General features: G+C 63.4%; 19 protein-coding genes. 3 read left to right on the top strand and 16 right to left on the bottom strand.

The genetic code is table 11. The features are described from left to right. Nucleotides 1-69 precede the first annotated feature (69 nt). The 7 genes from ACH488_RS16255 to ACH488_RS16285 are packed head-to-tail and all read right to left on the bottom strand — an operon-like array spanning nucleotide 70 to nucleotide 5,748. Nucleotides 70-792: a DUF1961 family protein gene (locus tag ACH488_RS16255; RefSeq protein WP_397325659.1), complete on the bottom strand. Its 723-nt coding sequence runs from the start codon at nucleotides 790-792 to the stop codon at nucleotides 70-72. A 2-nt stretch (nucleotides 793-794) separates the two neighbouring features. After that, the gene (locus tag ACH488_RS16260; protein WP_397325594.1) at nucleotides 795-1,466 is read right to left on the bottom strand and encodes a rhamnogalacturonan acetylesterase; all 672 of its coding nucleotides are present in this window, start codon (nucleotides 1,464-1,466) and stop codon (nucleotides 795-797) included. 19 nt (nucleotides 1,467-1,485) lie between these two features. Next, nucleotides 1,486-2,358 (bottom strand): carbohydrate ABC transporter permease, encoded by an 873-nt coding sequence (locus ACH488_RS16265; RefSeq protein ID WP_397325595.1) that lies wholly within the window; start codon nucleotides 2,356-2,358, stop codon nucleotides 1,486-1,488. Continuing rightward, nucleotides 2,358-3,332, bottom strand: a complete 975-nt coding sequence (locus tag ACH488_RS16270) for an ABC transporter permease (RefSeq protein WP_397325596.1) — start codon at nucleotides 3,330-3,332, stop codon at nucleotides 2,358-2,360. Before ACH488_RS16270 ends, ACH488_RS16265 begins: the two co-directional genes overlap by 1 nt. Beyond that, nucleotides 3,329-4,861 carry an extracellular solute-binding protein gene (locus ACH488_RS16275; RefSeq protein ID WP_397325597.1) on the bottom strand — a complete coding sequence of 511 codons (1,533 nt, stop codon included), beginning with the start codon at nucleotides 4,859-4,861 and terminating at the stop codon, nucleotides 3,329-3,331. Before ACH488_RS16275 ends, ACH488_RS16270 begins: the two co-directional genes overlap by 4 nt. Continuing rightward, nucleotides 4,851-5,075 carry a hypothetical protein gene (locus ACH488_RS16280; protein ID WP_397325598.1) on the bottom strand — a complete coding sequence of 75 codons (225 nt, stop codon included), beginning with the start codon at nucleotides 5,073-5,075 and terminating at the stop codon, nucleotides 4,851-4,853. The genes ACH488_RS16275 and ACH488_RS16280 overlap by 11 nt, the downstream gene beginning before the upstream one ends. Next, nucleotides 5,068-5,748, bottom strand: a complete 681-nt coding sequence (locus ACH488_RS16285; RefSeq protein WP_397325599.1) for a YesL family protein — start codon at nucleotides 5,746-5,748, stop codon at nucleotides 5,068-5,070. The genes ACH488_RS16280 and ACH488_RS16285 overlap by 8 nt, the downstream gene beginning before the upstream one ends. A gap of 362 nt (nucleotides 5,749-6,110) precedes the next feature. On the opposite strand from ACH488_RS16285, the gene ACH488_RS16290 reads away from it, so the two are divergent. Both ACH488_RS16290 and ACH488_RS16295 read left to right on the top strand, forming a co-directional pair. After that, nucleotides 6,111-8,192, top strand: a complete 2,082-nt coding sequence (locus ACH488_RS16290) for a DUF6807 family protein (protein ID WP_397325600.1) — start codon at nucleotides 6,111-6,113, stop codon at nucleotides 8,190-8,192. Next, on the top strand, nucleotides 8,189-11,281 hold the full coding sequence (locus ACH488_RS16295; protein ID WP_397325601.1) for a family 78 glycoside hydrolase catalytic domain: 3,093 nt from the start codon (nucleotides 8,189-8,191) through the stop codon (nucleotides 11,279-11,281). Before ACH488_RS16290 ends, ACH488_RS16295 begins: the two co-directional genes overlap by 4 nt. Before the next feature lie 51 nt (nucleotides 11,282-11,332). On the opposite strand, the gene ACH488_RS16300 is transcribed toward ACH488_RS16295, so the two are convergent. From ACH488_RS16300 to ACH488_RS16325, 6 genes are all read right to left on the bottom strand, one after another. Further along, nucleotides 11,333-12,634 (bottom strand): ABC transporter substrate-binding protein, encoded by a 1,302-nt coding sequence (locus ACH488_RS16300; RefSeq protein WP_397325602.1) that lies wholly within the window; start codon nucleotides 12,632-12,634, stop codon nucleotides 11,333-11,335. 137 nt (nucleotides 12,635-12,771) lie between these two features. After that, nucleotides 12,772-14,061, bottom strand: coding sequence for an MFS transporter (locus tag ACH488_RS16305; protein WP_397325603.1), 1,290 nt, complete (start codon nucleotides 14,059-14,061; stop codon nucleotides 12,772-12,774). 37 nt (nucleotides 14,062-14,098) lie between these two features. Continuing rightward, nucleotides 14,099-14,749, bottom strand: a complete 651-nt coding sequence (locus tag ACH488_RS16310; protein WP_397325604.1) for a Poxvirus protein I5 — start codon at nucleotides 14,747-14,749, stop codon at nucleotides 14,099-14,101. An 11-nt stretch (nucleotides 14,750-14,760) separates the two neighbouring features. Continuing rightward, nucleotides 14,761-15,681 (bottom strand): carbohydrate ABC transporter permease, encoded by a 921-nt coding sequence (locus ACH488_RS16315; protein ID WP_397325605.1) that lies wholly within the window; start codon nucleotides 15,679-15,681, stop codon nucleotides 14,761-14,763. Then, nucleotides 15,678-16,631: a carbohydrate ABC transporter permease gene (locus ACH488_RS16320; RefSeq protein ID WP_397325606.1), complete on the bottom strand. Its 954-nt coding sequence runs from the start codon at nucleotides 16,629-16,631 to the stop codon at nucleotides 15,678-15,680. The genes ACH488_RS16315 and ACH488_RS16320 overlap by 4 nt, the downstream gene beginning before the upstream one ends. A gap of 28 nt (nucleotides 16,632-16,659) precedes the next feature. Further along, nucleotides 16,660-17,946: an ABC transporter substrate-binding protein gene (locus ACH488_RS16325; RefSeq protein ID WP_397325607.1), complete on the bottom strand. Its 1,287-nt coding sequence runs from the start codon at nucleotides 17,944-17,946 to the stop codon at nucleotides 16,660-16,662. Nucleotides 17,947-18,157: 211 nt separating this feature from the next. Between ACH488_RS16325 and ACH488_RS16330 the strand changes: the two genes are divergently transcribed. After that, the gene (locus tag ACH488_RS16330) at nucleotides 18,158-20,185 is read left to right on the top strand and encodes a beta-galactosidase (RefSeq protein WP_397325608.1); all 2,028 of its coding nucleotides are present in this window, start codon (nucleotides 18,158-18,160) and stop codon (nucleotides 20,183-20,185) included. Between the two features lie 128 nt (nucleotides 20,186-20,313). Here the strand turns inward: ACH488_RS16330 and ACH488_RS16335 are convergent, their stop codons facing one another. The 3 genes from ACH488_RS16335 to ACH488_RS16345 form a co-directional block, all read right to left on the bottom strand. Beyond that, nucleotides 20,314-21,690 carry an ABC transporter substrate-binding protein gene (locus ACH488_RS16335; RefSeq protein ID WP_397325609.1) on the bottom strand — a complete coding sequence of 459 codons (1,377 nt, stop codon included), beginning with the start codon at nucleotides 21,688-21,690 and terminating at the stop codon, nucleotides 20,314-20,316. 170 nt (nucleotides 21,691-21,860) lie between these two features. After that, a complete protein-coding gene (locus tag ACH488_RS16340; protein ID WP_397325610.1) occupies nucleotides 21,861-22,793 on the bottom strand; it encodes a carbohydrate ABC transporter permease in 933 nt (310 codons plus the stop codon). After that, nucleotides 22,786-23,730 carry a carbohydrate ABC transporter permease gene (locus ACH488_RS16345; protein ID WP_397325611.1) on the bottom strand — a complete coding sequence of 315 codons (945 nt, stop codon included), beginning with the start codon at nucleotides 23,728-23,730 and terminating at the stop codon, nucleotides 22,786-22,788. Before ACH488_RS16345 ends, ACH488_RS16340 begins: the two co-directional genes overlap by 8 nt. Between the last annotated feature and the right edge of the window lie 89 nt (nucleotides 23,731-23,819).

Below are 23,819 nucleotides of genomic sequence, written 5' to 3' on the forward strand. Positions count from 1 at the left end.
TCCGTTCCAGGGAGAGGGTAAGAATTGCGGAAGGTGAGGACATCCTACGTCATGGCAGGGTGGTGGCTGTCACAGAGCTTCAACCAGCAAGTTGCGGTAAGCCGCCACCAGGGGCGCCATCTGCCGGATTCCAAAGTACCCGCCCGACAAGTGCCCGGCGGACGGATCAACCCAGTCGAACAACGAGAGCCCGTTGATGGAGAAGGCCACCCGGGGCCCGTCCTTGGTTACGGCCACCCGGTAGAACCCGTCCGCGTCCTCGGCGGGCGGGAGTGGGTCGGCCCCCTGTGCAACGAGTTCGAACCCGGCGCTCTTTCGCAGGTTGCACGTCCGGAATGCCCGCTCGGAGGCGTACTTGTGGCGGAAATAGGAGACATGAAGCGCATCGAGGTCTCCAGAGTGGTACTGCGGGTAGTAGCCGGTGCGCGGTAACAACCTTGGGGAGAACAGGTCTTCGCCACCATGTCCCCGGGCGGAGAAAAACACCATGGCAAGGCCCGGTTCCTCGACCGGCAGGAAGTCCCAGCTGATCCGGACGCGGTCCGGCAATTCCTGGGGGCACCACAGTGTCCAATGGGCGTGGTCGCCGAATTCGTCCGCGTCCACCGTGCCGGAGAGCAGCAACGCGCTGCCCCCTGCTGCAACGCCAGCGCCCGCTGCTTCAGCGGCACCGCTGGCCACCGCCGATGCCGCCCCCGGCCCGCCGCCGTCGTACGTTCCTGCCGCCACCGGTCCCTCAGCGACCCAGTCCGCCACATCTTCCGGCCCCCGCAAGGGGTTCCGGTACAACACGTTCAAGCCGAAGCCCCCGAACGGACCGAAGAAGCCAAGCCATAGCCCAGCGACTCCAACTGCCCGGCCACGTGGGCGGCGATCATGCGGGCGCCCTTCTGGTGGAAGTGGGTGTTGTCCTCCAACCCGCCGGCCCAGTGTGCGTGCTCTCCCGGCGCGAAATGGAAGAACAGCTCCTTGGAGCCCTCCTCCCCCAACTCCTGGTACAGGGCGCGGGTCCAGGCGTTGAGGTCGATCACCTCCAGCCCCAGCTCGCCGCCGAGTTCACGCACGACGGCGGGGAACTCGCCGAGCGTCTCCTGCAGCACTCCGGATTCAAAGTGCCGGCGTTCCACCGATGTGCACAACATCGGGACGGCGCCTTTGGAGCGGACTTCGGCAACCATGCGCCGGAGATTCTCCGCGTAGCCGGTACGGGCGGCGAGGTGGGCACGCTTCTGGTCGTTGTGCCCAAACTGGATCAGTACCAGATCTCCCTGGACGGCCTGGTGCAGCAATTGGTGCCACAGGCCTTCTTCCCGGAACGATTCGGTGGTGGCGCCGCCCTTGGCGTAATTGTGCACGGCCGCCCACCAGTAGGTTTCGGGCGCAAGGTGGGCACCCCAGCCGCTCATCGGATACTCGAAGCTGGGGCACGCGGCAACAGTGGAGTCGCCGGCGAGGAGGATCTTCATGGTTTCCTTTGGTTGAGTCTTAGCCCTTGACCGAGCCGATCAGCATGCCCTTGGCGAAGTGCTTCTGGAGGAAGGGGTAGAAGATGAGGATGGGCAGGGTGGCCACGACGATCACCGCGAACTTCACGCCTTGTTCGGGCGGGATGTACGTGGGATCCACGTTGCCCGTGCCCAGCAGGTCCGAGGCCGCGGTCACCTGGCGCAGGTACATCTGCAGGGTCCACATGTTGTTGTCGCTGAGGTAGAGCAGGGGTGACATGAAGTCGTTCCAGATACCCACGGCGTAGAACAGGGCGAAGGTTGCCAGCACCGGCTTGGACAGCGGCAGGAGGATGCGCCAAAGAATGCCGATCTCCGTGGCCCCGTCCATCTTGGCCGATTCCTCCAGCTCCGCCGGGAGCTCCTGGAAGAAGTTCTTGATGATGATCAGGCTGAAGGGGTTGATCGCTGCCGGAAGGATGAGGGCCCAATACGTGTTCAGCAGGCCGAGGTCCTTCACCAGCAGGAAGGTGGGGATCATGCCGCCCGAGAACACCATGGCGAAAACCACCAGGGAAAGGATCAGTTTCCGGCCCCGCAGCCCGCGCTTGGCCAAGGGGTATGCCATGGTCACCGTGAGCAGCAGTTGGATCAGCGTGCCCACCAGTGTCACCAGGACAGTGGTGAGCAGGGCCTTGGTGAACGCGGGTGTGGAAAAGATGTATTCGTAGGAACCGAGCGTGAACTGCTCGGGCCACACGAAGAACGCACGCCGCGTGATTTCGGCTTCCGTCGCGAACGAGCCTGCCATGACATACACGAACGGCAGCAGGGTGATGATCCCGATCAAGCTAAGGAACACATAGTTGGCAGCATCGAAGACCCGGCCGCCGCGGGTGTTGTGAATCTTCATTAGAACAGTCCGCTCTGGTTGAACCGCTTGGACAGCCAGTTGGTGCCGAAGATCAGCACGATGCCCACCAGGGATTTGAAGAGCCCGACGGCGGTGCTGTAGCTGTACGCGCCTTGGGTGATGCCCACGAAGTAAACGTAGGTATCGAAGACGTCGGCCACGCTGCGGTTGAGTGCGTTGGTCATGAGGTAGATCTGCTCGAAGCCCGTGTTCAGCATCTGGCCGATCGCCAGGATGAGCATCACGATGATCGTGGACCGGATTCCGGGCAGCGTGATGTGCCAGACCCGGCGGAACCTGCCGGCACCGTCGATGACGGCGGCTTCGTACTGGTCCTGGTCAACGGTGGCCAATGCAGCAAGGAAGATGATGGTTCCCCAACCCGTGTTCTTCCAGATTTCCTGAAGCACGATCAGGGGGCGGAACCAGTTGGGGTCGGAGAGGATATCCACGTTGGTCCCGAAAAGGCCATTGACGAACTGGAACAACGGGCCGATGTCCAAGGCGAAGAGCAGGAAGCTCAGCGAGGCCACGATGGTCCAGGACAGGAAGTGCGGAATGTACACGAGGGTCTGGACGGTGCGTTTGAGGATCGAAAGCCGGACTTCGTTGAGCAGCAAAGCCAGAACGATGGTCAGCGGGAACGCGATGCCGAGGTTCAGGAAGGCCAGGATCAGGGTATTGGCCAGAAGCCTGGGGAAGTCCGGATTGGCAAAGAAATCCGTGAAGTTGGTGAACCCCACCCACGGGCTGCCGTTGACTCCCAGGAACGGAACGTAATCCTTGAACGCGATCGAGACCCCGTACATGGGCCCGTAGCGGAAGATCGCGAAATACAGCACTCCCGGCAGCAGGAGCAGGTAGAGCCACTTGTAGTGCGCAAAGTGGACAGCGAAGCCACGCCGCCGCGCCGGGGCGGGCGGCTGTGTGGCCGCCTGCCCCGGAGCTTTGGTCTCAACGACGGGCGCTGTCACTTCTTGTTGTCCTGCCAGAGCTTGTTGATTTCTTCCTTGACCTTGTCACCGCCGCTGGTGTTCCACAGCTTGATGGCGTCCTTCAGGCCCTGCTCGTCGATCTGGCCGGCGAGGTACTTGATCCGGGCATCGGCCACGATGTTGTCCAACTGCGCACCCTTGGCAACGTAAGTGGGCGAAACGAAGGCAGCGGCCGGGTTGTACACGGCGCTCTTGACGTCCTCGGCCATGACCTTCACGCGGTCATCGAACACCTTCTGTTCGTACTCGGAAGGCTGCTTGATGGCGTAGAAGTTGTTGCCCGTGACGTTGGTGCCCAGCTGCGCGTAGCTCTTGATGTCAGTGTTGACCACCTTGCCTTCGGGCGTTTCAGGCTTGATGGTCGCGGCCAGGTTGCCCTCGACGGCGAAGTTGACGCCTTCGATGCCGTTGTTCAGCAGCACGGCGACTTCCTTGCTGTTCATCTTGTCCAGAAACTGCAGGACGTTTTTCAGCTCGCCTTCGGTGCGGACGCTCGACTTGGGGATGGCCAGGAAGCCGGAATAGCCGTCGGTGGGGTGGGCGTGCAGCTCCCCGTCCGGACCTTTGAGGCTGCCAACGAAGCCCACCTTGTTCTGGAAATCATTGGGGTTTGCCTGCTTGAAGAGGTTGATCAGCACGCTGACCCGGGAGTCGACGTCCACAATGATGCCGCCCTTGCCGTTGAAGAACGGCTCGTTCCACTTGGTGCCGTCAAAGGTGGCGAAGTCCGGGTTGATGAGCTTCTCGTCCACCATCTTCTTGATGAAGCGGTCAGCTTCCAGGAACTCGTCCGTTTCGAAGCTCGGAACCAGCTTGCCGTCACGTTCGGTCCAGCGGTTGCCCGCCCCGAACCACGTTTCGATCATGTCGTAGGGGCTGTTGGTGCCCAGAGCGCCCCACTTGGGGATGGTGATGCCGTAGGTGTCGTTCTGGCCGTTGCCGTCAGGATCCTGCTCGGTGAAGGCCTTGGCCACCTTGTAGAGGTCTTCCACGGTCTCAGGTGCCTTGAGGCCCAGCTTGTCCAGCCAGTCCTGGCGGAACATGACGGCCGCACGGATCGGGTTGCGGGCACGGAACACGCCATACACCTTGCCGTTGACGCTGGCGTTCTGCTCGACTTCCGGGAAGGTGGTCTTGAGGTTCGGGTAATCCTTGAGCTTGTCCGTGAGGTCCCAGAACGCTCCGGCTTCGGCGTTCTTCACGAAGCCCGGCGACTTGCTTTGTACCACCAGCACCTGCGGGATCTCCGACGACGCCAGGGTGATGTTCATCTTGTCTTCATACGAGGAGTTTGGCGTCCACGTGATGTTGACGTCCTTGCCGGTCAATTCCTCGAGCTTCTTCTGCACCGCGCCATCGGCCGACGGTGGCTGGGCTTCGAGGAACGGCGCCATGATGCTGACACTTTTCAGGTCGGCTGCAGGCGCTTCGCCTCCGCCACACGCTGTAAGGGCCAGCGCTGCGGAAACAACGACGGCGGCTGCGAGCGTTGGTTTTCTACGGTTCATGATGTTCCTTTTCCACTTCTTCGGGGTTGGTGTCCGTCGGGTCTGTTGGGGCCTCGCCATGGAACCTCTTGATGGTCCACAGGTGGTGCCCATGTTCGTCTTGATACGTTTCATTCATGCCCGCGCCAAGGGGGTCCATCGAAATGCCGGAGTGCCCCTGGATGTCGAGGGAACGGTGCAGGACATGGTTCTTAGGGGAGCTGGCGTCACGCAAGGCTGGCCTCCTTGGCAGGGTTATCCGCCGCCACGCTGGGCGCTTCACTGCCGGCAGCCGCCACGGAATCGTCATTGGCGGTAAAGAAGCGGTCGCAGAGCCAACCCGTGACGTACAGCCAGGCGCCGATTCCGAAGAAGGGCAGCAATCCGGGCACCGCACGGCAGGCAAAGACTGCGGCGGCGGTCACGAACAGGAGGATGGCAGTCCCGGCAAGGTGGCGCATGGTGAAACGGGAAGCCATAAGGAAGTACTGCGGCAACGGCAACTCGTAGCGGGCATACATCGGGAAGAGGTGGCAGACCGCACCCGCGGCCAACAGCATGGCCAGAAGGACCGCGATGGAGGCAAGTTGCGAGCCGAGATCCCGGCCGCCGGAGAAGTAGCCCCAGTTCAGGACGAGCGCCGCCGCCACCAGCAACACCGGCAGGCCGAGCGCGTTCCCCTTGGCGAAGTTCTTGAAGTACTCCCGCGCGAAGCGACGGAACAGTGGCACTGAATTGCCGCGGACCTTGTCTCGGACCAGGATGTGGGCTGCCGCCGTACTTGGCCCGATTCCCAGAACCACGCCACCCAGAAGGGTGAAGGCGATCCAGAGGACGTTGAGGCAGGCGATCCACAGGAGTGTGTCGAAGAACGTGTAGGCCCGAAAGCCAAACGCACCTGACGCCATGGGACTCCCCCTTTCTCCATCGTTGCAGAACAGGCCCAAGTAACTCGCAGTTGTTGTTGTTTTAGGGCTCAGAGCAACCACAAGTGCCAGTCAGTTGGGGTAGGCCGGGGATGGGCCAACTTCTGAAGTAAACGCTTTCCCAGCAACTTAGGCTGCGGTCGGCGAAGGAGTCAAGAGGTTGCATTGAATCGTTACATTTGCGTGAAGTCCGCGTTACACTGGCTTGAGCACATTCGGGAAAGCGCTTGCCGCCAAATGTGTGCCCACCCCTTGGCCGAACATCCCACTAACGGAAATACTGTGACGAAGGCGTCAGCGCCCTCGTTGCCGCCCCAGATCGCAGCATGCACCAGAGGAGCCCCATGGACACCCCATCCACCAAACTGAGCGCCGCCGCACCAGGGTCGACCGCCGCACCAGGGTCGCAGGCCGCACCAGGGTCGAAGGCCGCACCAGTGTTGACGACGGCCCCGGCCAGGATTGCCTTGGTTGGCGTCCATGGGTTCGGCCTCCACCACCTGGGCAACCTGAACAGGCTTTCGGCGCAGGGACTGGTGGAACTGGTGGCCGTGGCTGATCCGAATCCGCCGGCTCCCGGGGCGCTCCCGGAGACCACCGCCGTGCACTCGGACCTCGATTCGCTGCTCGCCGGCAACCACAGCCCGGACGTCATCATAGTGGCTACGCCCATCCAGACCCACGCTCCGCTGGCATTGTCGGTGCTGGCATCCTCGGCAGATCTCTACCTGGAGAAGCCGCCCGTTGCGTCCATGAAGGACTTCATCAGCCTGCAGCAGGCCGCCCGCGACTACGGACGCAGCGTCCAGATCGGATTCCAAAGCCTTGGATCGCATGCCCTCGCAGCGCTGGCGTGCCTGGCACGGGGCGAAGCTTCGCCCGAGCTTCCGGCTATTGGCAGGCTCAAGAGCATTTCCGCGACGGGCCGTTGGGTAAGGGACCGCGCCTATTACAAGCGCTCGCGCTGGGCCGGGAAGCGCAGCATTGACGGTGTTGACGTGGTGGACGGCGTGGCCACCAACCCGCTGGCCCACGCGATCGCCACTGCGCTCCGGATCGCCGGCGCCCGTGAGGCCGAAGACTTGGCTTCGGTGGACACGGACCTCTACCGCGCCAACGAGATCGAGTCGGACGATACGTCCGTGATCCGGCTCCGCACCTCGAACGGTCTGACCATCACCTGCGCCCTCACGCTCTGTGCCACCGAGTCCGTTGAACCGTACATCACGCTGCACGGCAGTGAAGGGACGGCCGTTTTCCACTACACCGAGGATCGTGTCACCGTGACGACGGGCGCCGGTGCGACCACCCACACCTTCGGCCGCGACGACCTCACGGAAAACCTGCTCCAGCACCTGTCCAAGGGAACGCCCTTGCTGAGTCCGTTGGACCACAGCGGCGCCTTCATGCGGGTCCTCGAAGCCATCCGCACGGCTGAGGCACCCACGGCCATTCCCGCATCGCATATTGAGTGGGTAGGAACGGGCGAGCAAGCGCATGCAGTGATCCCGGGCATCGAGGGGATCCTGGAACGCGCCGCAATCGCAAATGCCACGTTCTCAGAACTGGGTCTCCCCTGGGCCACCCGTGACCAAGCCGGCACCGAACCCCTGTTCCAGACAGCAAAGAATGCAGTCACTACGCTGCGGACCGGGACCGCCCTGGACAGCGGCCTGTCTCCACGCCCCTACCTGCACCCCGTCACCACGCAGTCCGGCATCGTGGTGACCGACCACCTGCCGCTGGACCACGCCTGGCACCTGGGAGCGGGCTTCGCCCTGCAGGACGTCAACGGCACCAACTTCTGGGGCGGCCGCAGCTACCGGCGGACGGCAGGACGGTACGTGGACCTCGAGGACCACGGTCGGATCGAAGTCCGACGCAGCGTTCGCCACCAGGACAACGCGGTCCTTGATCTTGAGTGGATTGGCACGGACGGCACCACCCTCCTCACCGAGAAGCGCACCTACGAGCGTTCCGTCGTTGACCACCGCACGTGGCGGCTGGACATCCGGACCGAGCTGACCGCCGTCGTTGATGCCACGTTGGGAAGCCCGGGCTCCCATGGTGCCGCCGGCAGTGGCTACGGTGGATTCTTTTGGCGGCTTCCCGTCAACGGCCAGCCGCGCGTCTTTTCCTCCACAGCCGAGGGCGAAGTGGCCGTGCACGGATCCGTTTCGCCGTGGCTGGCGTGGGCTGGAGCGTTCGACGGCGGACCTGTCACCTTGGTTTTCGGGGCGCCACAAGAGTCGGCTGATCCGTGGTTCGTACGGCAGGACGGGTACCCGGCCGTAGGCTCGGCCCTTGCCTGGGACTCACCCGTGGAACTCAAAGCAGGCCAAACGCTGAGCCGGACCATCCCTGTGTGGATCAGCGACGGATCCTTGGAAACTGCAGAAATACAGGCCCTGGTGGCAACACGGTGAACGCGTTTTCGGCCCAAGTACTCACGGCCACCCGCCCCACAGTCCAGGGCCTCACCCGCTGCCTCACCGCCCCAGCCACGCCGACGTTTGCCTGGCGGCTGGCGGCAGCGTCACCGGACGCAGTCCAAACCGGCTACCGCATCAAGGTCATGGACAACCGGGGCAGCACGGTCTGGGATTCCGGTCAGGTCCTGTCCGGACAACAACACCACATCCCCTACACAGGGCAGGACCTGGCTCCGGACTCCGACTACACCTGGACCGTGCAGTTAACGGATGCCGGGGGCGTCACGGGTGCCGCCTCTCCCCCGGCCGCCTTCAGCACGGGCCTCGGCGCCACCGGAGAAGGCTGGTCTGCCCACTGGATCCACCGCGCTCCCGGTGGCCGCGCCCCGATGCAACTCATGGACGGCTTCCTGCGCGTAGCAGGCAGTCCGCACGCTCCGTGGCCCGTCCAAGCCGAGGGACCGGCCACCGTCGAGGCGCGGTTCCGCCTCCGATTGGGTACGGCGGGGATCCTCCTCCGCAGCGATAGCGCGGGGAACGGCCTGCTCCTTGAGCTCAAGCCCCAAGGCGCTGCACTGCTCAGGCAGGCACCGGGCTGGGAGATCGGAGCCGCCGCCGCGCCTTCCACGGAACCGGTGGCCGAGACCCAGGGTTTCGAAGCCGCAGCAGCGTCGCGGGCGGGAACGACTCCCGCCGACGGCTGGCAGGACCTCACCGTGACCGACGACGGCGAGGGGATCGTGGTCGTCATTGACGGAAAGCAGGTGCTGGCCGCGCGCGCACCCCGCCATGCCGGTCAAGGAACCGGCATCGCCTTCCACCAAGGACCCCGCAGCCAGGCAGAGTACCGTTCACTGACGGTGCATGCTGCGGGCACCACCGTGCTGGAGGCAGACTTCACGTCACCGGACGCACTGGACACCTGGCAAACAAGTACGCCCCACCGGCAACCGGACGAGTGGACGCTGGCCAAGACCACCCGGCGACTGTCCGGCAGGGTGGTCCGGGCCCGCCTTTACGCTGCGGCCTGCCATCATGCGCGATTCTCGATCAACGGTGTGCCCTGCCTGGAAACCACCAGTTTCGGCTATCCCGGTGAGCAGTTCTACGACGCCGTTGATGTCACCGACGCGCTGCAGGACACTGACTCGGCCATCATAGAGGCGCTGGCCCACTGGTACGGACCCGGCCAGGGACGGGCTGCCGGCCGCCCGGGGTTGCTGGCCCAAGTGAGCGTTGAGTACGACGACGGCACCCGGGAGGTGTTTGGAACAGGCCCCGAGTGGCTGCTCGCCGAAGGCCCTTACGGGCAAGCGGGGTACCGCAACGACGAAGGCGATCCGATCGAGCATCACGACGCCACGTCCTGGCCCGCACCGGAGGACTGGTCCCCCGCGCTGTCGCTGGGGCAGCACCCTGTCCCGGACTTTCCGGTGCTGCACCCCAACTACGCGACGGTTGTCCGGAACCAGGTGTCCGCCGTCGGGATCCGCACGGCGGCTGACGGCACGCCCGTGGCGGACTTCGGCAGAGTCCTGCCGGGACGTCCAGTGGTGGAATTCGGGAGCGGTGTACGTGGCCGGACCATCATGATGCGGGCAGGCTACACGCTGCTGGAGGACGGCCGGGTGGACCACGGAAAGACGGCCAGCCAAAACACGGACATGGCTTTTCCCTACACCCAAACTGAAGGCCCCCAGCGCTACGAGGCTGCCGTCCATCTGGGGTTCCGCTACCTGGAGTTCCCCGGCCTGGACGCCTCGGACCTTGAGCAGGTGGCCGCCGTCGTTATCCATGCCGGGCACCCGGACGAGGCAACCTTCAGCAGTTCGGATCCGGTCCTGAACCAAGTGTTCGCCTTACTGAAGGACTCGGCGCTCTACGGCGTGCAGGAGCAGTTCGTGGACACTCCTACCCGGGAGAAGGGACAGTTCCTGGCCGACGCTGCGAACATTTCCTACGCCACTATGGCCCTGTTCGGCGAGCGCCACTTCACTGCCAAGGCCCTGCGGGAGTTCGCGGCGTCGGCGGGCCGTTATTGGGGCTCCCCGGAGGAGCGAGGGCGCTACAACGCGGTCTACCCGAACGGCGATGGCAAGCGCGATATCCCGGATTTCTCTCTCATGATGCCCGAGTGGGTGGAGGACTACCACCGCCACAGCGGCGATAAGGCGCTGGTGGACGAACTGCTCCCCTGCCTCATCGACACCGCAGAGTACGTACTCCGGCACATCCCCGACGACGGTCCGACCGCCGGCCTGGTCACGAACGTTGGCGGAGGGTCCGGACCGTACCTGCACGGGATCGTCGACTGGCCGGCGCCGGGACGCTTCGGTTATGACATGGACTGCGCCGCGCGAACAACGGTAAATGCGCAGGCCTGGTCAGTGCTCGACGTCGTCAGCCGCTTGTGCGCCTCCGCTGGACGGTCCGGGGACTCGGCCAGGTTCGCTGCCGCGGCAGCCGCGCTTGGGGCTCGGTTCAATGACGCCCTTCGGGTGGACGGGGTCATGGTGGACGGCCTGCACGCCGACGGCAGGCCAAGCCTGAACGCTTCCCAACACGCCACGTCATTTCCCTTGTCATTGGGCCTTACCCCTGCCGAGCACTCTGCCAAAGACGCCGAACGGCTGGCTGGAATGGGCATGCGGCAGGGTCCCATGACTGTTCATCGCTTGTTCCGTGCGCTGCTGGCGGAGGGACGGGTGGACGCTGTCCTGGACCTCCTCACGGATGCCACGCAGCCGGGGTGGGCGAGGCAACTGGAGGCCGGAGCCTCTTTCACGTGGGAGGCGTGGGATCTCGTGGAGGGCACAGACTACAGCCAGTCGCATGCGTGGTCGGCATCGGTGGTGCGGGAGATCTTTGAGTACCTCCTCGGTGTCCGCATCACCGCGGCGGGGGCAGCCGCCGTCGTGATCCAACCTCCGGTATGCCGGCTGGAATGGGCCGAGGGCACCATCCCTACGGAGCGCGGACCGGTCCGGGTGTCGTGGCGCCGCACCCCCGACGGCTTGGAGCTGGATTATTCGGCGCCTGCTGGTGTGAAGGTTGAGGTAATCGTTCCGCGAGATGGCACTTAATGACAATGTTCACGGCGGGGACTGCCATCAAATGCCATCTCGCGGAGGAGTTCAGCTGCGCAGCTGGCTCTTCGCCTCCGGGTAGGCCTTCTTGGCTGCTTCTTCAGGCGAGAGGCGGTTAAAGTGGACCTCCATGCCGTAGCGGCCCAGCACTTCCATCACCGAGCTTGAACCGGCGGGCGGCACGGGAACGGCGTCGCCCAGTTCGGAGGATATCTCGTCGATGAACTTGGCGGTGGCGGCGTCTTCCGGCGTGAGCTTGGGAGTCACTGCGGCCCGGACTTCGGAGTTGCCGGGGATGCCACGATCAGCCAAGGCAATTTCGCCCGCTTCTACGCTGTTGGAGAGGAAGTTGATGAACTTCTGCACTTCGGCCGGGTGCTTGGTGCGGGAACTCGCGGACCAGAACTGCGATGACTTGTAGTACTGCTGGGCATCCGCGGCTGAGCCGTCCGTGCTCGGCGGACGGTGGATCTCCAATGCCTGGCCGGACGCCTTGCTCAGGGCAGAAAGCTGGTTGGACCAGTACCATGCCAGGGCGAAGCGGTTGGTGGCCAGGCCCTGCTGGTCCACGGACGCCGTAACATCCTCGGTCATCACCGAGGCTGGAGGGACGGCTTTGGAATCCCGGAGCTTGGCTTGGTACTCGTACCAGCCCTTCAAGTCGTTCTCGTCGAAACCGAAGGTGCCATCCGGGGAGAAGAGCTTCTTGCCGTGTTGGCGGAACCACAGGTTCATCGGCGCATCGCCGGTGACGGCACCGGAACCATAGACCCCGTCCTTGCTCTTCGAGGTGATGTCGGCGGCCGTCTTGCTGTACTCATCCCAGGTCCAGGTCTTGTCGTCCGGGAGGGCCACGCCGCTGGCCGAGACCAGCGCCGGATTGGCCAGGACCACTTGGGCATTCACGCCGGCGGTGATGGCGTACTGCTTGCCGTCCACCTTGCCTGCGTCCGCCACGGCCTGGTCGAACTTGGATTGGTCAACGTCCTTCAACTCCAGCAAGGCCCCGCGACCGGCATATTCGCCGAGGTAGGCAGCGTCCATCTGGATGATGTCCGGAGCATCCTGGGAGGCAACCTGCGTAGCGAGCTTGTCCCAATAGCCGGACCAGTCTCCATACTCGCCTTTGATTTTGATGTTCGGGTTTTCGGCCTGGAACGCATCAATGAGTTTCTGGGTCATTTTGTGGCGGACGTCGGAGCCCCACCAACTGAAGCGGAGGGTCACGGTCCCGTCGGATGCCGCCTGGGGTGAGCCGCCACAACCGGTCATTGTTATGGCGATCGCTGCCGCGGCGGCTGCGACCTTGACGGAAAGGCCGGAGAAGGATTTTCGTGCACGAATCGACATCTGGAGTCCTTGTCTTGAACGCAGGTGAGTCTTGCAGAGGCGCGTCAGAGAAAACGCTTTCTCAGCGTAGGTGTGCGTTACATCACAAGTCAAGGTATTTTTTGTGAGTTTCGGCCGTCAGGGTGTTCACAAAGCGATCAAGCGCTGCGGGCCCGCCGTCGTGAAAAGACGTAGAGCAGCACACCAATCACGGCCGCTGACATCATTCCCAAGGCCCCCGTGACCACCAGTCCCGTCCGCACACCGAAATCTTCCGTCAGCCAACCGGCGAGCAGGCCACCCAAGGCGTGGCCACCCAGGAGGAGCGGAAGATACAGGGCCAACACGCGCCCGCGGACATGCGCTCCGGCTTCCAGTTGCACTGCCGTCGCGGCGCTGGTGAGGAACAGGAGGGTCATGAATCCCACCACCACCAGCAACACCACGAACCATTCCTCCGTGGGCATCAGCGCGGCGACCAATTGGCTCAGGCCGAAGAGCCCGGCACTGGCTACGATGCCCTTCCTCCCGAAGCGCTTGATCCTCGCAGCAAGCAGCGCGCCAGCCAGTGCACCCAGGGCGCTGACGGTGTTGAACAGGCCGAAACCCGCGGGTCCGCTGTGCCACACCCTGTCAGCGAACGCAGCGAGGACCACCGGACCGTTCATGCCGAAGGCACCCAGCAGGCCCGCCAGGAGCATGGTGAGCAGGAGCGGCGGACGCGCGCGGACAAACCGGAAGCCAGCGAGGACCTGGCCACGCCCGCCACCAGGCTTGGCGTGCTCCGGAGCATGGTGGAGTTCGTTGGGACGGATGGCCACGATCATCAGCAGCACAGCGATTCCCACCACGGCGTTGCCGGCAAACGCGGCAGCCGGTCCCGCCTGGGCGATGACAACGCCGGCGAGCGCCGGACCCACCATCGCCCCAAGCTGGCCAATGGCGCTGTTCAGGCCGATGGCCGCCGGCAATCCGCGGTCACCCACTACCTCGTTGACGAACACCTGCCGGGCAGGGCCGTCGATGGCACTGGTGACGCCCAGGGCAATGCAACTGGCATAAACAACCCAAACATCACGTCCACCGGTGGCATTCCACACCGCCAAGCCCGCAGCAAGCACCGCCGCGACGGACTGGCACACCAGGAGGATCCGGCGCTTGGGAAAAAGGTCCACCAGCACGCCGCTGAGGGGACCCACCACCAGCATCGGGAGGAATTGGAGGGCGACAGCCAGGCCGACGGCGGCCGGGCTCGCCGTCAGTTGCAACACCAACCAGTCCTGGGCCAGGCGCTGCATCCACACTCCCCCGCTGCTTGCCAGCGTGAGGGCCACGAAGATCCGGTAGTTATGGTGCCTGAGGGGATAATGCCAGGTTTCGGGGTTGAGGGGTTTCGGTTGCGCGGACTGTTGGGTTTGCGGACGCTGGGGAAACGGGCGCGAAGGCACGGGGGCGGTCAGCTCTTATCTGTGCGAGGGGTGCGGGCTAGCGGTTTCTGTAGGAGCGGATTTTGATGGCAGCCGTGGCAAGGATGAGCGCGCCGGGAACAATGACGAACAACGCCTGGAGCATCCACACGAAGACCACCGACATGCCCAGGGCAGCCAGCAAAAGGAGCGAGCCGCTCCAGTCGCGGACGGAGTCTTCCTTGGCGGTGGAGTAGGCTGCGGCCCACCCCTCACCACCACCCGCGTCGGCAGGAGGGGTCGCAGCGTCCCAGTCCACGGGGCCACTCCAGTTTCCCGCGGTGCGCAGCAGCAGGACGGCGCCCGCGGCCGCCAACACCAGGGTGGCGGGCAGGATGACCGTCCGCCCCGGCAGTTGCTCCACCAGCGCGAGCAACAGGTTCAGGACAATCACCACGCCGGCCACCGCCGTCGTGATGCCGTACTTCCAACTGCCGGGCAGTGCCCGGCGGAAGGTGCTCCACAGGGTCTTGAGTGAATCGTCCCTGCCGCTGAGGTGCCTTTCGAGATGGACGACGCCGGCAGCATAGGCCGCCGGCGCCGTCACCAGCGGCAGGGACAACAGGAGCACAATGACGCCTGCCAGCATCGTCTCGGCGAAGAGGGCGAAGCGGTTGACCGGAATTCCGGGCTTGTTCGAGGGCTTTCCCGTGGTGTCCATGACGCTCATTGCCTGTCCTCCTAGCCCTTGAGGCCCTGGGTGGAAACGCCCTCCACGATGTAGCGCTGGAAGATCAGGAAGAACACCAGCACGGGGAGGAGGGCCAGCACGGACATGGCGATCATGGCGCCGTAGTCCGAGCTCTGGGTCTGGTCCACGAAGAGTCGCAGGGCCAGGGGAAGCGGGTACTTTTCCGGGGTGTTCAGGTACAGCAGCGGGCCCAGGAAGTCGTTCCAGCTCCAGATGAAGGAGAAGATGGATGTGGAGATCAGGGCCGGCTTCATGAGCGGGAGCATGATGGAACCGAAGATGCGCACGTGCCCGGCACCGTCAATGCGGGCCGCCTCATCCAGCTCGGCCGGCAGTCCGCGCATGAACTGGACCATGAGGAACACGAAGAACGCATCGGCCGCAAGGAACTTGCCGATCAGCAACGGCACATACGTGTCCACCAGGCCCAGCTGCTGGAAAATGATGTACTGCGGAATGATCACCACGTGGAACGGCAGCAACAGGGTGGCGATCATCATGCCGAAGAACAGGCCACGGCCCGGGAAGTTGATCCGCGCAAAGGCATATGCGGAAACGCTGGCCGAGAGAATGGTGCCCACCACGGCACCGATGGCGAGGATCAGGGAGTTGGTGAAGAACGTCAGCGTGCTGACCCCGCCAATGCCGTCCATGGCAGTGACAAAGTTGTCGAAGCTGAAGTTGGCCGACCACAGCGAGGTATTGCCGCCGCCGATCTCCGAGTTCGGCTTGAAGGACGAAGCAATCATCCACAACGCCGGGTAGAGGACGATCCCCACCAGGACCAGGGCGACGATGTGGAAGATGACGCTCTTGGCCTTCCTGGCCGCGCCGGACTCGGCCTTCGGGTTATAGGCCGGGGTCTCTGCCGGCGCTGGTGCGGACTGCGTGGGAGTTGCCATGGTTGTCATTTCGAATCACCGCTGTAGTGGACCCAGGACTTGGAGGTCTTGAAGAAGATCAGCGTGATGACGCCGACCACGATCACCAGGAGCCAGGCCATCGCCGAGGCGTAGCCCATCCGGAAATCGCTGAAACCGCGGAGGTACAGGTAGAGGGTGTAGAAGAGGGTGGAGCCCGCCGGGCCGCCTTCACCGTTGGAGATGATGTAGGCCGAGGCGAAGATCTGGAACGCGTGGATGGTTTCCATGAGCAGGTTGAAGAAGATCACCGGGGAAAGCATGGGCCAGGTGATGTTGAAGAACTTCCGCACCGGTCCCGCACCGTCCATGGAGGCGGCCTCATAGAGATCCACGGGGATCTGCTTCAGGCCGGCCAGGAAGATCACCATCGGGGCGCCGAACTGCCACACCGTCAGCAGGATCATCATGGGCATGGTCATGGACGGGTTGCCCACCCAGCCGCCGAGGTTGATCCCGAAGAAGGACAGGCCCTGGTCCACGGGACCGGAGTCGCCGAACATGGCCTTCCAGACGATGGCGATCGAAACACTCGCGCCAATGAGGGAAGGAGCGTAGAACGCTGAGCGGTAGAAGCCCTGGCCTTTCCGCTTGCTGTTCAGCAACATGGCCACTGCCAAGGCGGCGGCGAGCTTCAGCGGCGTACCGAAGACCACGTAGCTCAGGGTCACACCCACCGACTGCAGGAACCGCTCGTCCTGGAACAAGGTGGTGTAGTTGTCCAAGCCGATCCACTTGGGAGCTTCAAAGAGGTTGTAGTTGGTGAAGGAGAGGTACAGCGAGGAAATCATCGGACCAACGGTCAGGGCGATGAATCCCAGCAGCCATGGCAGCAGGAACGTGTAGCCGGCGCGGGCATCCGCACCCCGCCGCCGCGGCTTGCGCGGCTGCGGGGAAGCGGACGCCTGGGAACGCCGGCTCAGGGTTGGGCTTTGAGTCACGGGATTCTTCCGTCAGTTCAGGCCTGGATCAGGCGTTCTGCTTGATGAGGTCTTCGGCTTCCTTGAACCACGCATCCGCTGCGCTGTCCACGGTCTGCTTGCCGTAGTTCAGTTCCGAGCTGATGCGCTTGAAGGATGCTTCAAGCGTGCCGAAGCCCACGATGGGCGGCTCGGGAGCGTCTTTGAGGTACTTCTCGATCGACTTCTCGTAGTCCACCACCAGCTTGTCCGTGCCCTCGAAGGTGGTGCCGTCGCGTTGGGTCTTGGAGGCGGGAACACCGCGGGAGGTCTTGAAGATCTGGCCAACTTCGGGATCGTTGACCATGAAGTCGATGAAGCGGGCCGCTGCGTCCTTGTACTTGGTCTTGGCGCTGGCCACCATGAGCATGGAGGGCTTGAGGAACAGGCCCAGGTTGTCCGGATCGTCGGAGGGAACAGGAACCAACTTGAGCTCCTTGGCGCCACTGTCCGCCAGGTAGCCGGCCATGAAGTTGTCCCAGGTGGCCTCGGTGGCAGTGACGTTGGAACCGAACGGGGACTTGGGGAGCAGCTGCGTTACCTTGTCCTCGCCCACGATTGCACCGGTGCCGCGGAGGCTGCCGGCCTGGTTCCACCACTTCTTCAGGTCGTCCTTGGAGAAGCCGAGCTTGCCCTCATCGGTGAAGGCCTTGATGTTGTTCTGGCGCAGCCAGATGTTGAACATCCACCAGACACCCGTGTAGTCGGTGCCGCCGAACAACGTGCCGTTGCCCTTCGTGCCAACCTCGGTGAGGAATGCATTGAATTCCTTGTAGTTCCAGCCGGCACCCGGCTCGGCAATGCCCAGGGTCTTGAGCTTGGCGGGGTCGTAGTAGACGGCGAAGGCATTGGTGCTGGTGGGGATGCCGAACTGCTTGCCCCTGATCTGCCCGGAAGGAAGGAGGGATTTATCGAAGGCGTCGGTGTTGATCTTCACGGTGCCCAGGTCCAGGAGCTGGTTGCGCTGGCCGTAGTCCCGCAGGTAGGAAAGGTCCCACTGCATGACGTCCGGAAGACCGCCACCGGCAGCCTCGGTGGCCCGCTTCTGCCAGTAGCCGGTGAAGTCGGTGAAGTTGCCGTTCACCTTCACGTCCGGGTTCTTGGACTCGAAGAGGGCAATGGCCTTGCGGGTGCGCTCGGCACGGTCGTCGTTGCCCCACCAGGTGTAGGTAATGGTGACGGGGTTCTGGGCTGAGCCTGTCTGCCCGGAGGACGAAGTCTGCCCACAAGCGGACAGGAACGCAGCAGATGCCGTGCCCAGGGCCACCGTGGTGAGGAAATTCCTTCTGTTGATCATGAGAGCCTCCTTGCTCAGTTGGTGCAAGCCCCATTTTTTTGATCATTACAACGTGGCAGTGATCTCGCTTACACTCGTTCTGAATCGATACAATATCCCCATTCGGGAATCTGGGCAAGCGTTTTCCAAGAACGCGCTTTCGCAGCTTCCGGCCATACCACGTCCTGCACCACCAGCCATCCAGAACGTCCAACCAGACAAAGGAGCCCCCTTGTCCTCCCCTGAATCCCCACGCGGTCCATCCGTTTGGAACAGCGTCCACGGCATCGCCTACGGCGGCGACTACAACCCCGAACAATGGCCCGAAGACATCCGGCTTGAGGACATCGATCTCATGAAGGAGGCCGGCGTCAACTTCCTGAGCGTCGCGATCTTCTCCTGGGGCCTGCTGGAACCCAGCGAAGGAAACTACGATTTCGGCTGGCTCGATGACGTGCTGGACAACCTCCACGGAGCGGGCATCAAGGTGGCCCTGGCCACCGCCACCGCTTCCCCACCAGCCTGGCTGGCCCGCAAGTATCCGGAAATCCTGCCCGTCACTGCGGAAGGCGTCCGCCTGGATCGCGGCTCCCGACGGCACTACTCGCCGTCGTCATCGGTGTACCGCAGGTACGCCACCACCATGACCCGCGTCATCGCCGAACGCTATAAGGACCACCCCGCCCTGGCCTTGTGGCACGTGGACAACGAGCTCGGCTGCCACGTGGGCGAATTCCATGGCGAAGAGGACGCGGCCGCCTTCCGCCGGTGGCTCGAACGCCGGTACGGGACCATCGAAGCCCTCAATGATGCCTGGGGCACGGCTTTCTGGTCCCAGCACTACGCGTCCTTCGACGAGATCATCCCGCCCGGAGCAGCTCCCACCACCTTGAATCCCGGGCAGCAACTGGACTTCGCCCGCTTCAACTCGTGGTCGTTCATGGACTACTACCGGGAACTGCTCGCCGTGCTCCGGGAAGTGACCCCTGGCGTACCGGCGACCACCAATTTCATGGTCTCCAGCGCAACGAAAACCCTGGACTACTTCGACTGGTCCAAGGACATGGACGTCATCGCGAACGACCACTACTTGGTGGCAGCGGACCCCGAGCGCGAGATCGAGCTCGCCTTCAGCGCCGACCTGACCCGCGGCGTTGCAGGCGGAGAGCCGTGGATCCTCATGGAACACTCGACGTCGGCCGTCAACTGGCAGCCCTACAACCAGCCCAAGATGCCCGGCGAAATGCTCCGGAATTCCCTGGCCCACGTGGCCCGCGGGGCCGACGCCGTCATGTTCTTCCAGTGGCGCCAGAGCAAGGCTGGATCCGAGAAATTCCACTCGGCCATGGTTCCGCATGGCGGCCGGGACACGCACGTGTGGCGCAACGTGGTGGATCTTGGTGAAGCACTCCGCAAGCTGGAGCCCGTCAAGGGATCCCGCGTCGAATCCAGAGTGGCCATCGTGTTCGACTACGAGGCCTGGTGGGCCGCTGAACTGGACTCCCACCCCAGCCAGGGTGTCAAGTACCTGGACACCATGCGGGCCTTCCACCGCTCGCTTTACCTGCGCGGCGTAACGGCGGACTTTGTCCATCCCACCGTGGACCTGGCCGGCTACGACCTCATCCTGGTCTGCACGCTCTACGCCGTGACGGATGAGGCGGCTGCCTCGATAGCGGCCGCTGCACACGACGGCGCCACTGTGCTGGTGAGCTACTTCAGCGGCATCGTCGACGAACGCGACCACGTGCGGCTTGGCGGCTACCCCGGCGCCTTCCGCGAGCTGCTGGGCATCCGGACCGAGGAATTCCACCCGCTCTTCCCCGGCACGTCCACCACCTTGAGCGACGGCTCAGTGGGTTCAGTGTGGAGCGAACACGTTCGGGCAGCCGATTCCACCGAGGTCGTTGCCACCTTCACCCACTATCCGCTTGACGGCGTCCCCGCATTGACGCGCAGAGCCACGGGAGCCGGCTCTGCCTGGTATCTCGCCACGCTTCCGGACGCCGACGGTATCGACGCACTGACCGCACGACTCCTGGACGAAGCCAAGGTGACGTCCGCGGCCGAGGCAGGTGCGGGCGTCGAACTTTCACGCCGCCGGGCGGCTGACGGCCGCAGTTTCCTGTTCGCCATCAACCACGGCAGGGAGGACGTAACGGTGAAGTCCGACGGCGAGGAGCTGCTCAGCGGCGCCCGCTTCAGTGGCGTGGTGGCCGCCGGAGCCGTGGCCGTGATTGCGGAAGACCCACCCAACTAAGTCGCAGTTCAGGTCGTTCCCAGCGCTGGGAACGACCTGAACTGCGACCCAGTTGGGTGCCTGCGCACGGAAAAGCGCCCCGGGTTGATCACGTTGACCAACCCGGGGCGCTGTTCGTTGCTGAAAGGCTAGGCGCCGATCGCGGACTTCATTTCGTCCACGGCCTTCTTGCCTGCTTCTTCGGTGGAGAGCCTGTTGAACAGGACCTCGGAGCTGTAGCGCTTGACGATTTCCTGGATGGCACCAGCACCCTTCGGCGGGGCTGCCGGAGCCTTGCCCAGTTCGCCCTGGATGTCGCTGATGAAGTTGACCACCTTGGTATCCGCCGGAGCCAACTTGGACTGGATTGCTTCGCGGACATCCGAGTTGGGGTAGACGCCGCGGTCAGCAAGCAGGATCTCGCCGGCCTTGACGTTGTTGGTCAGGAAGTTGATGAACTTGGCGGTCTCTTCAGGGTGCTTGGTCCGCGAAGAGGCAGACCAGAACTGGGAGGCCTTGTACCAAAGCTGGGTGTCCGACGCCTTGCCGGTCTTGGACGGGAAGCGCAGGATCTGCAGCTCACCACCCGCGGCCTTTTCCAGCGCGGGCAGCTGGTTGGACCACCAGAAGGCCAGGCCGTTCTTGCCGGTAGCCAGGCCGCTCTGGTCAAGGGGCGCGGCTTCTGCTTCAACGATTTCCGAGGCCGACGGGACAGCCTTCTTCTCGCTCAGTTCCTTCAGGAAGTCCCAGTAGCCGGCGATGTCCGAGGGCTCGAAACCGAGCTTGCCATCATCGGTGTACAGCGACTTGCCGTTCTGGCGGAGCCAAACGCCCAGGGATGCCTCATCCGTTCCATAGGCGGCGGCACCATAGGTGCCCTTCGGGGACTTGGCCGTGACTTCGGCGGAAATCCGCTCGAAGTCGTCCCAGGTCCAGGTCTTGTCGTCCGGGAGGGCAACACCGGCGGCCTTGAAGACTGCGGGGTTGGCCAGGATGGTGGCTGCGTTGATGCCCGCGGCTATGCCGGTGAGGCCCTTGGGACCCTTGCCTGCATTCAGCGCAGCTTCGTCCAACTTGGAGGTATCGATCTGGTACTTGGAGAGGTCCAGGAGGGCACCGCGGCTGGAGTACTCGGTGATGTACTTTTCGTCCATCTGGATGATGTCCGGAGCATCGTTGGCGGCCACCTGGGTGGCCAGTTTGTCCCAGTACCCGGACCAGTCGCCGTATTCGGCCTTGATGGTGATGTTCGGGTTCTCGGCTTCGAAGGCCTTGATGGCTTCCTGCGTCAGTTGTGCCCGCTTGTCGCCGCCCCACCAGGAGAAGCGGAGCTCAACCTTGCCATCAGCACTCTTGGCTTCTGAGCCTCCACCACAGGCACTCAAGGCCAGGACGGCTGCCGCGGTTGCTGCAATAATGGCCGAAGCGCGAAGCTTGCGCTTGGACCGCTTGGCCTTGGGTTCCGACGAGCGCGCCTCCGACGCGGCTGCGTGGGCGACTGCTTCACCCTTGGGAAATACCGGCACTGTAGTCTCCGATCTTCTTTGATCCTTGGAAGTGTGAGAAAGCGTTTTCTCATTGGAATTATGATACAAGTCACTATCTTGTGTGACAAGTATCATTTCTGAACTGGGTTTACTGACGGGAAGGGGCCGGCTTCCACCGGCCCCTTCCCCTCGGCGGGGCGCCTTCAGGTTTATTTGATGCCGGTGGTGGCGATGCCCTTGATGAGGAACCGCTGGCCGAACAGGAACACCAAGAACACCGGGAACAGGGACACGATGGACATGGCGAACAGGGATCCCCAGCTGGTGGCCGATTGTGAGTCGACAAAGGCCCGCAGCGCGACCGGGACGGTGAACATGTCCGGGTCCGTGAGGTAGATCAGGGCTCCGAAGAAGTCGTTCCAGGTCCAGATGAACGTGAAGATGGTGGTGGTGGCGAGGGCCGGAACCATCAATGGCAGGATGACCCGCAGGAAGATCCTCGGGTGGCCTGCGCCGTCGATGCGGGCGGCCTCGTCAAGCTCCTTGGGAATGCCGCGGATGAACTGGACCATGAGGAACACGAAGAACGCATCCGTGGCCAGAAGCTTGGGCACGATCAACGGCCAGAAGGTGTTCACCCAGCCGATCTGCGAGAACAGGATGTACTGCGGCACGATCACCACGTGGAAAGGCAGCATGATGGTCAGCAGCATGATGCCGAAGAACAGCTTCTTGCCCGTGAACTGGAGCCTCGCGAAGGCGTAGGCGGCCATGGAGCAGGAGATCAGGTTGCCCAGGATCGAGCCAAGGACCACGATCGCGGAGTTGATCATGTAATGCCCGAACGGGTGGGTCAGCGCGGACCAGCCATCGGTGTAGTTGCTCATTTCCAGGTTCTGCAGCCACAGGCCGGGTTCGCGGAAGATGAGGTCGTTCGGGCGCAGGGAGGAGACCACCATCCACAGGAGCGGGTAGATCATGACCCCGCCTACCAGGATCAGGATGGCGTGCTTGATCAGTCCCTTGATGCGGGCGCTGCGGCTGAAGGCCAGCGTTCCCCGGGATTCGCGGCGGCGGGGGGTCTTGCCCGGTTGCTGTGACGTGGAGCCGGAAGTGGCGGGCATGGTCTGAGTTTTAGTCATCGTAGAACACCCAATACTTTGAAGCGATGAAGTTGATGGCCGTGAAGGCACCGATGATGACCAGCAGGAACCAGGCCATCGCTGAGGCGTAACCCATGTCGAACTGGCCGAAGCCCTTCTGGTACAGGTACAGCGTGAAGAACATGGTGGAGTCCGACGGACCGCCGTTGCCGCCCGAGACGATGAACGCCTGCGTGAACGACTGGAACGAGCCGATGATCTGGAGCACCAGGTTGAAGAAGATGATGGGGCTCAGCATGGGGATGGTGATCCGCCAGAACTTCTGCAAGGTGGTGGCGCCGTCAACTTCGGCGGCCTCGTAGTACATGTTCGGAATCTGGCGCAGGCCGGCCAGGAAGATGATCATGGGGCTGCCGAAGGTCCACACGTGCAGCAGGATGATGGAGCCCAGTGCGGTGTTCGGATCCGAGATCCAGCCCGGGCCCTCGATGCCGATCATGGCCAACACCTGGTTGACCAGGCCCGTGGTGCCGAAGATCTGCTTCCACAAGATGGCAACGGCAACCGAGCCACCGAGCAGCGAGGGCAAGTAGAAGATGGAACGGTAGAACGGGAGCCCGCGAAGGCCCTTGTCCAGGACCAGTGCAATGAGGAGCGCCACGGCCAGCTGCAGGGGCACGCCCACCAGGACGTACGTGAACGTCACGCGCAGTGAGTTGTGCAGGCGGGCGTCGCTGAACATCCGGACAAAGTTGTCCAGGCCAACCCATTCCGGCGGCTGCAGGAGGTTGTAGTCGGTGAAGGACAGGTAGAGGGACATCAACATGGGTCCCACGGTGATGACCACCAGGCCGATCAACCACGGCAGGAGGAAGACGTACGCGGCCTTGTTGTCGCGGCCGTTGGCCTTCTTCTCCTCCTTGGTCATGGGGCCCTTGCGGCGGGTCATCGTGGAGAGTTCGCCAATAGCGCTCATTGCGTCCTCCCTGCGTGACCCCGGACGCCCTGCGGCGTTGCGGGGTGGTGCTGTGCGGCCATGTGGTCTCCTTTGGTCATCGTGGCCTT

Source organism: Paenarthrobacter sp. NPDC018779 (assembly GCF_044391085.1).
In the GTDB taxonomy this organism is placed as follows: Bacteria; Actinomycetota; Actinomycetes; order Actinomycetales; family Micrococcaceae; genus Arthrobacter.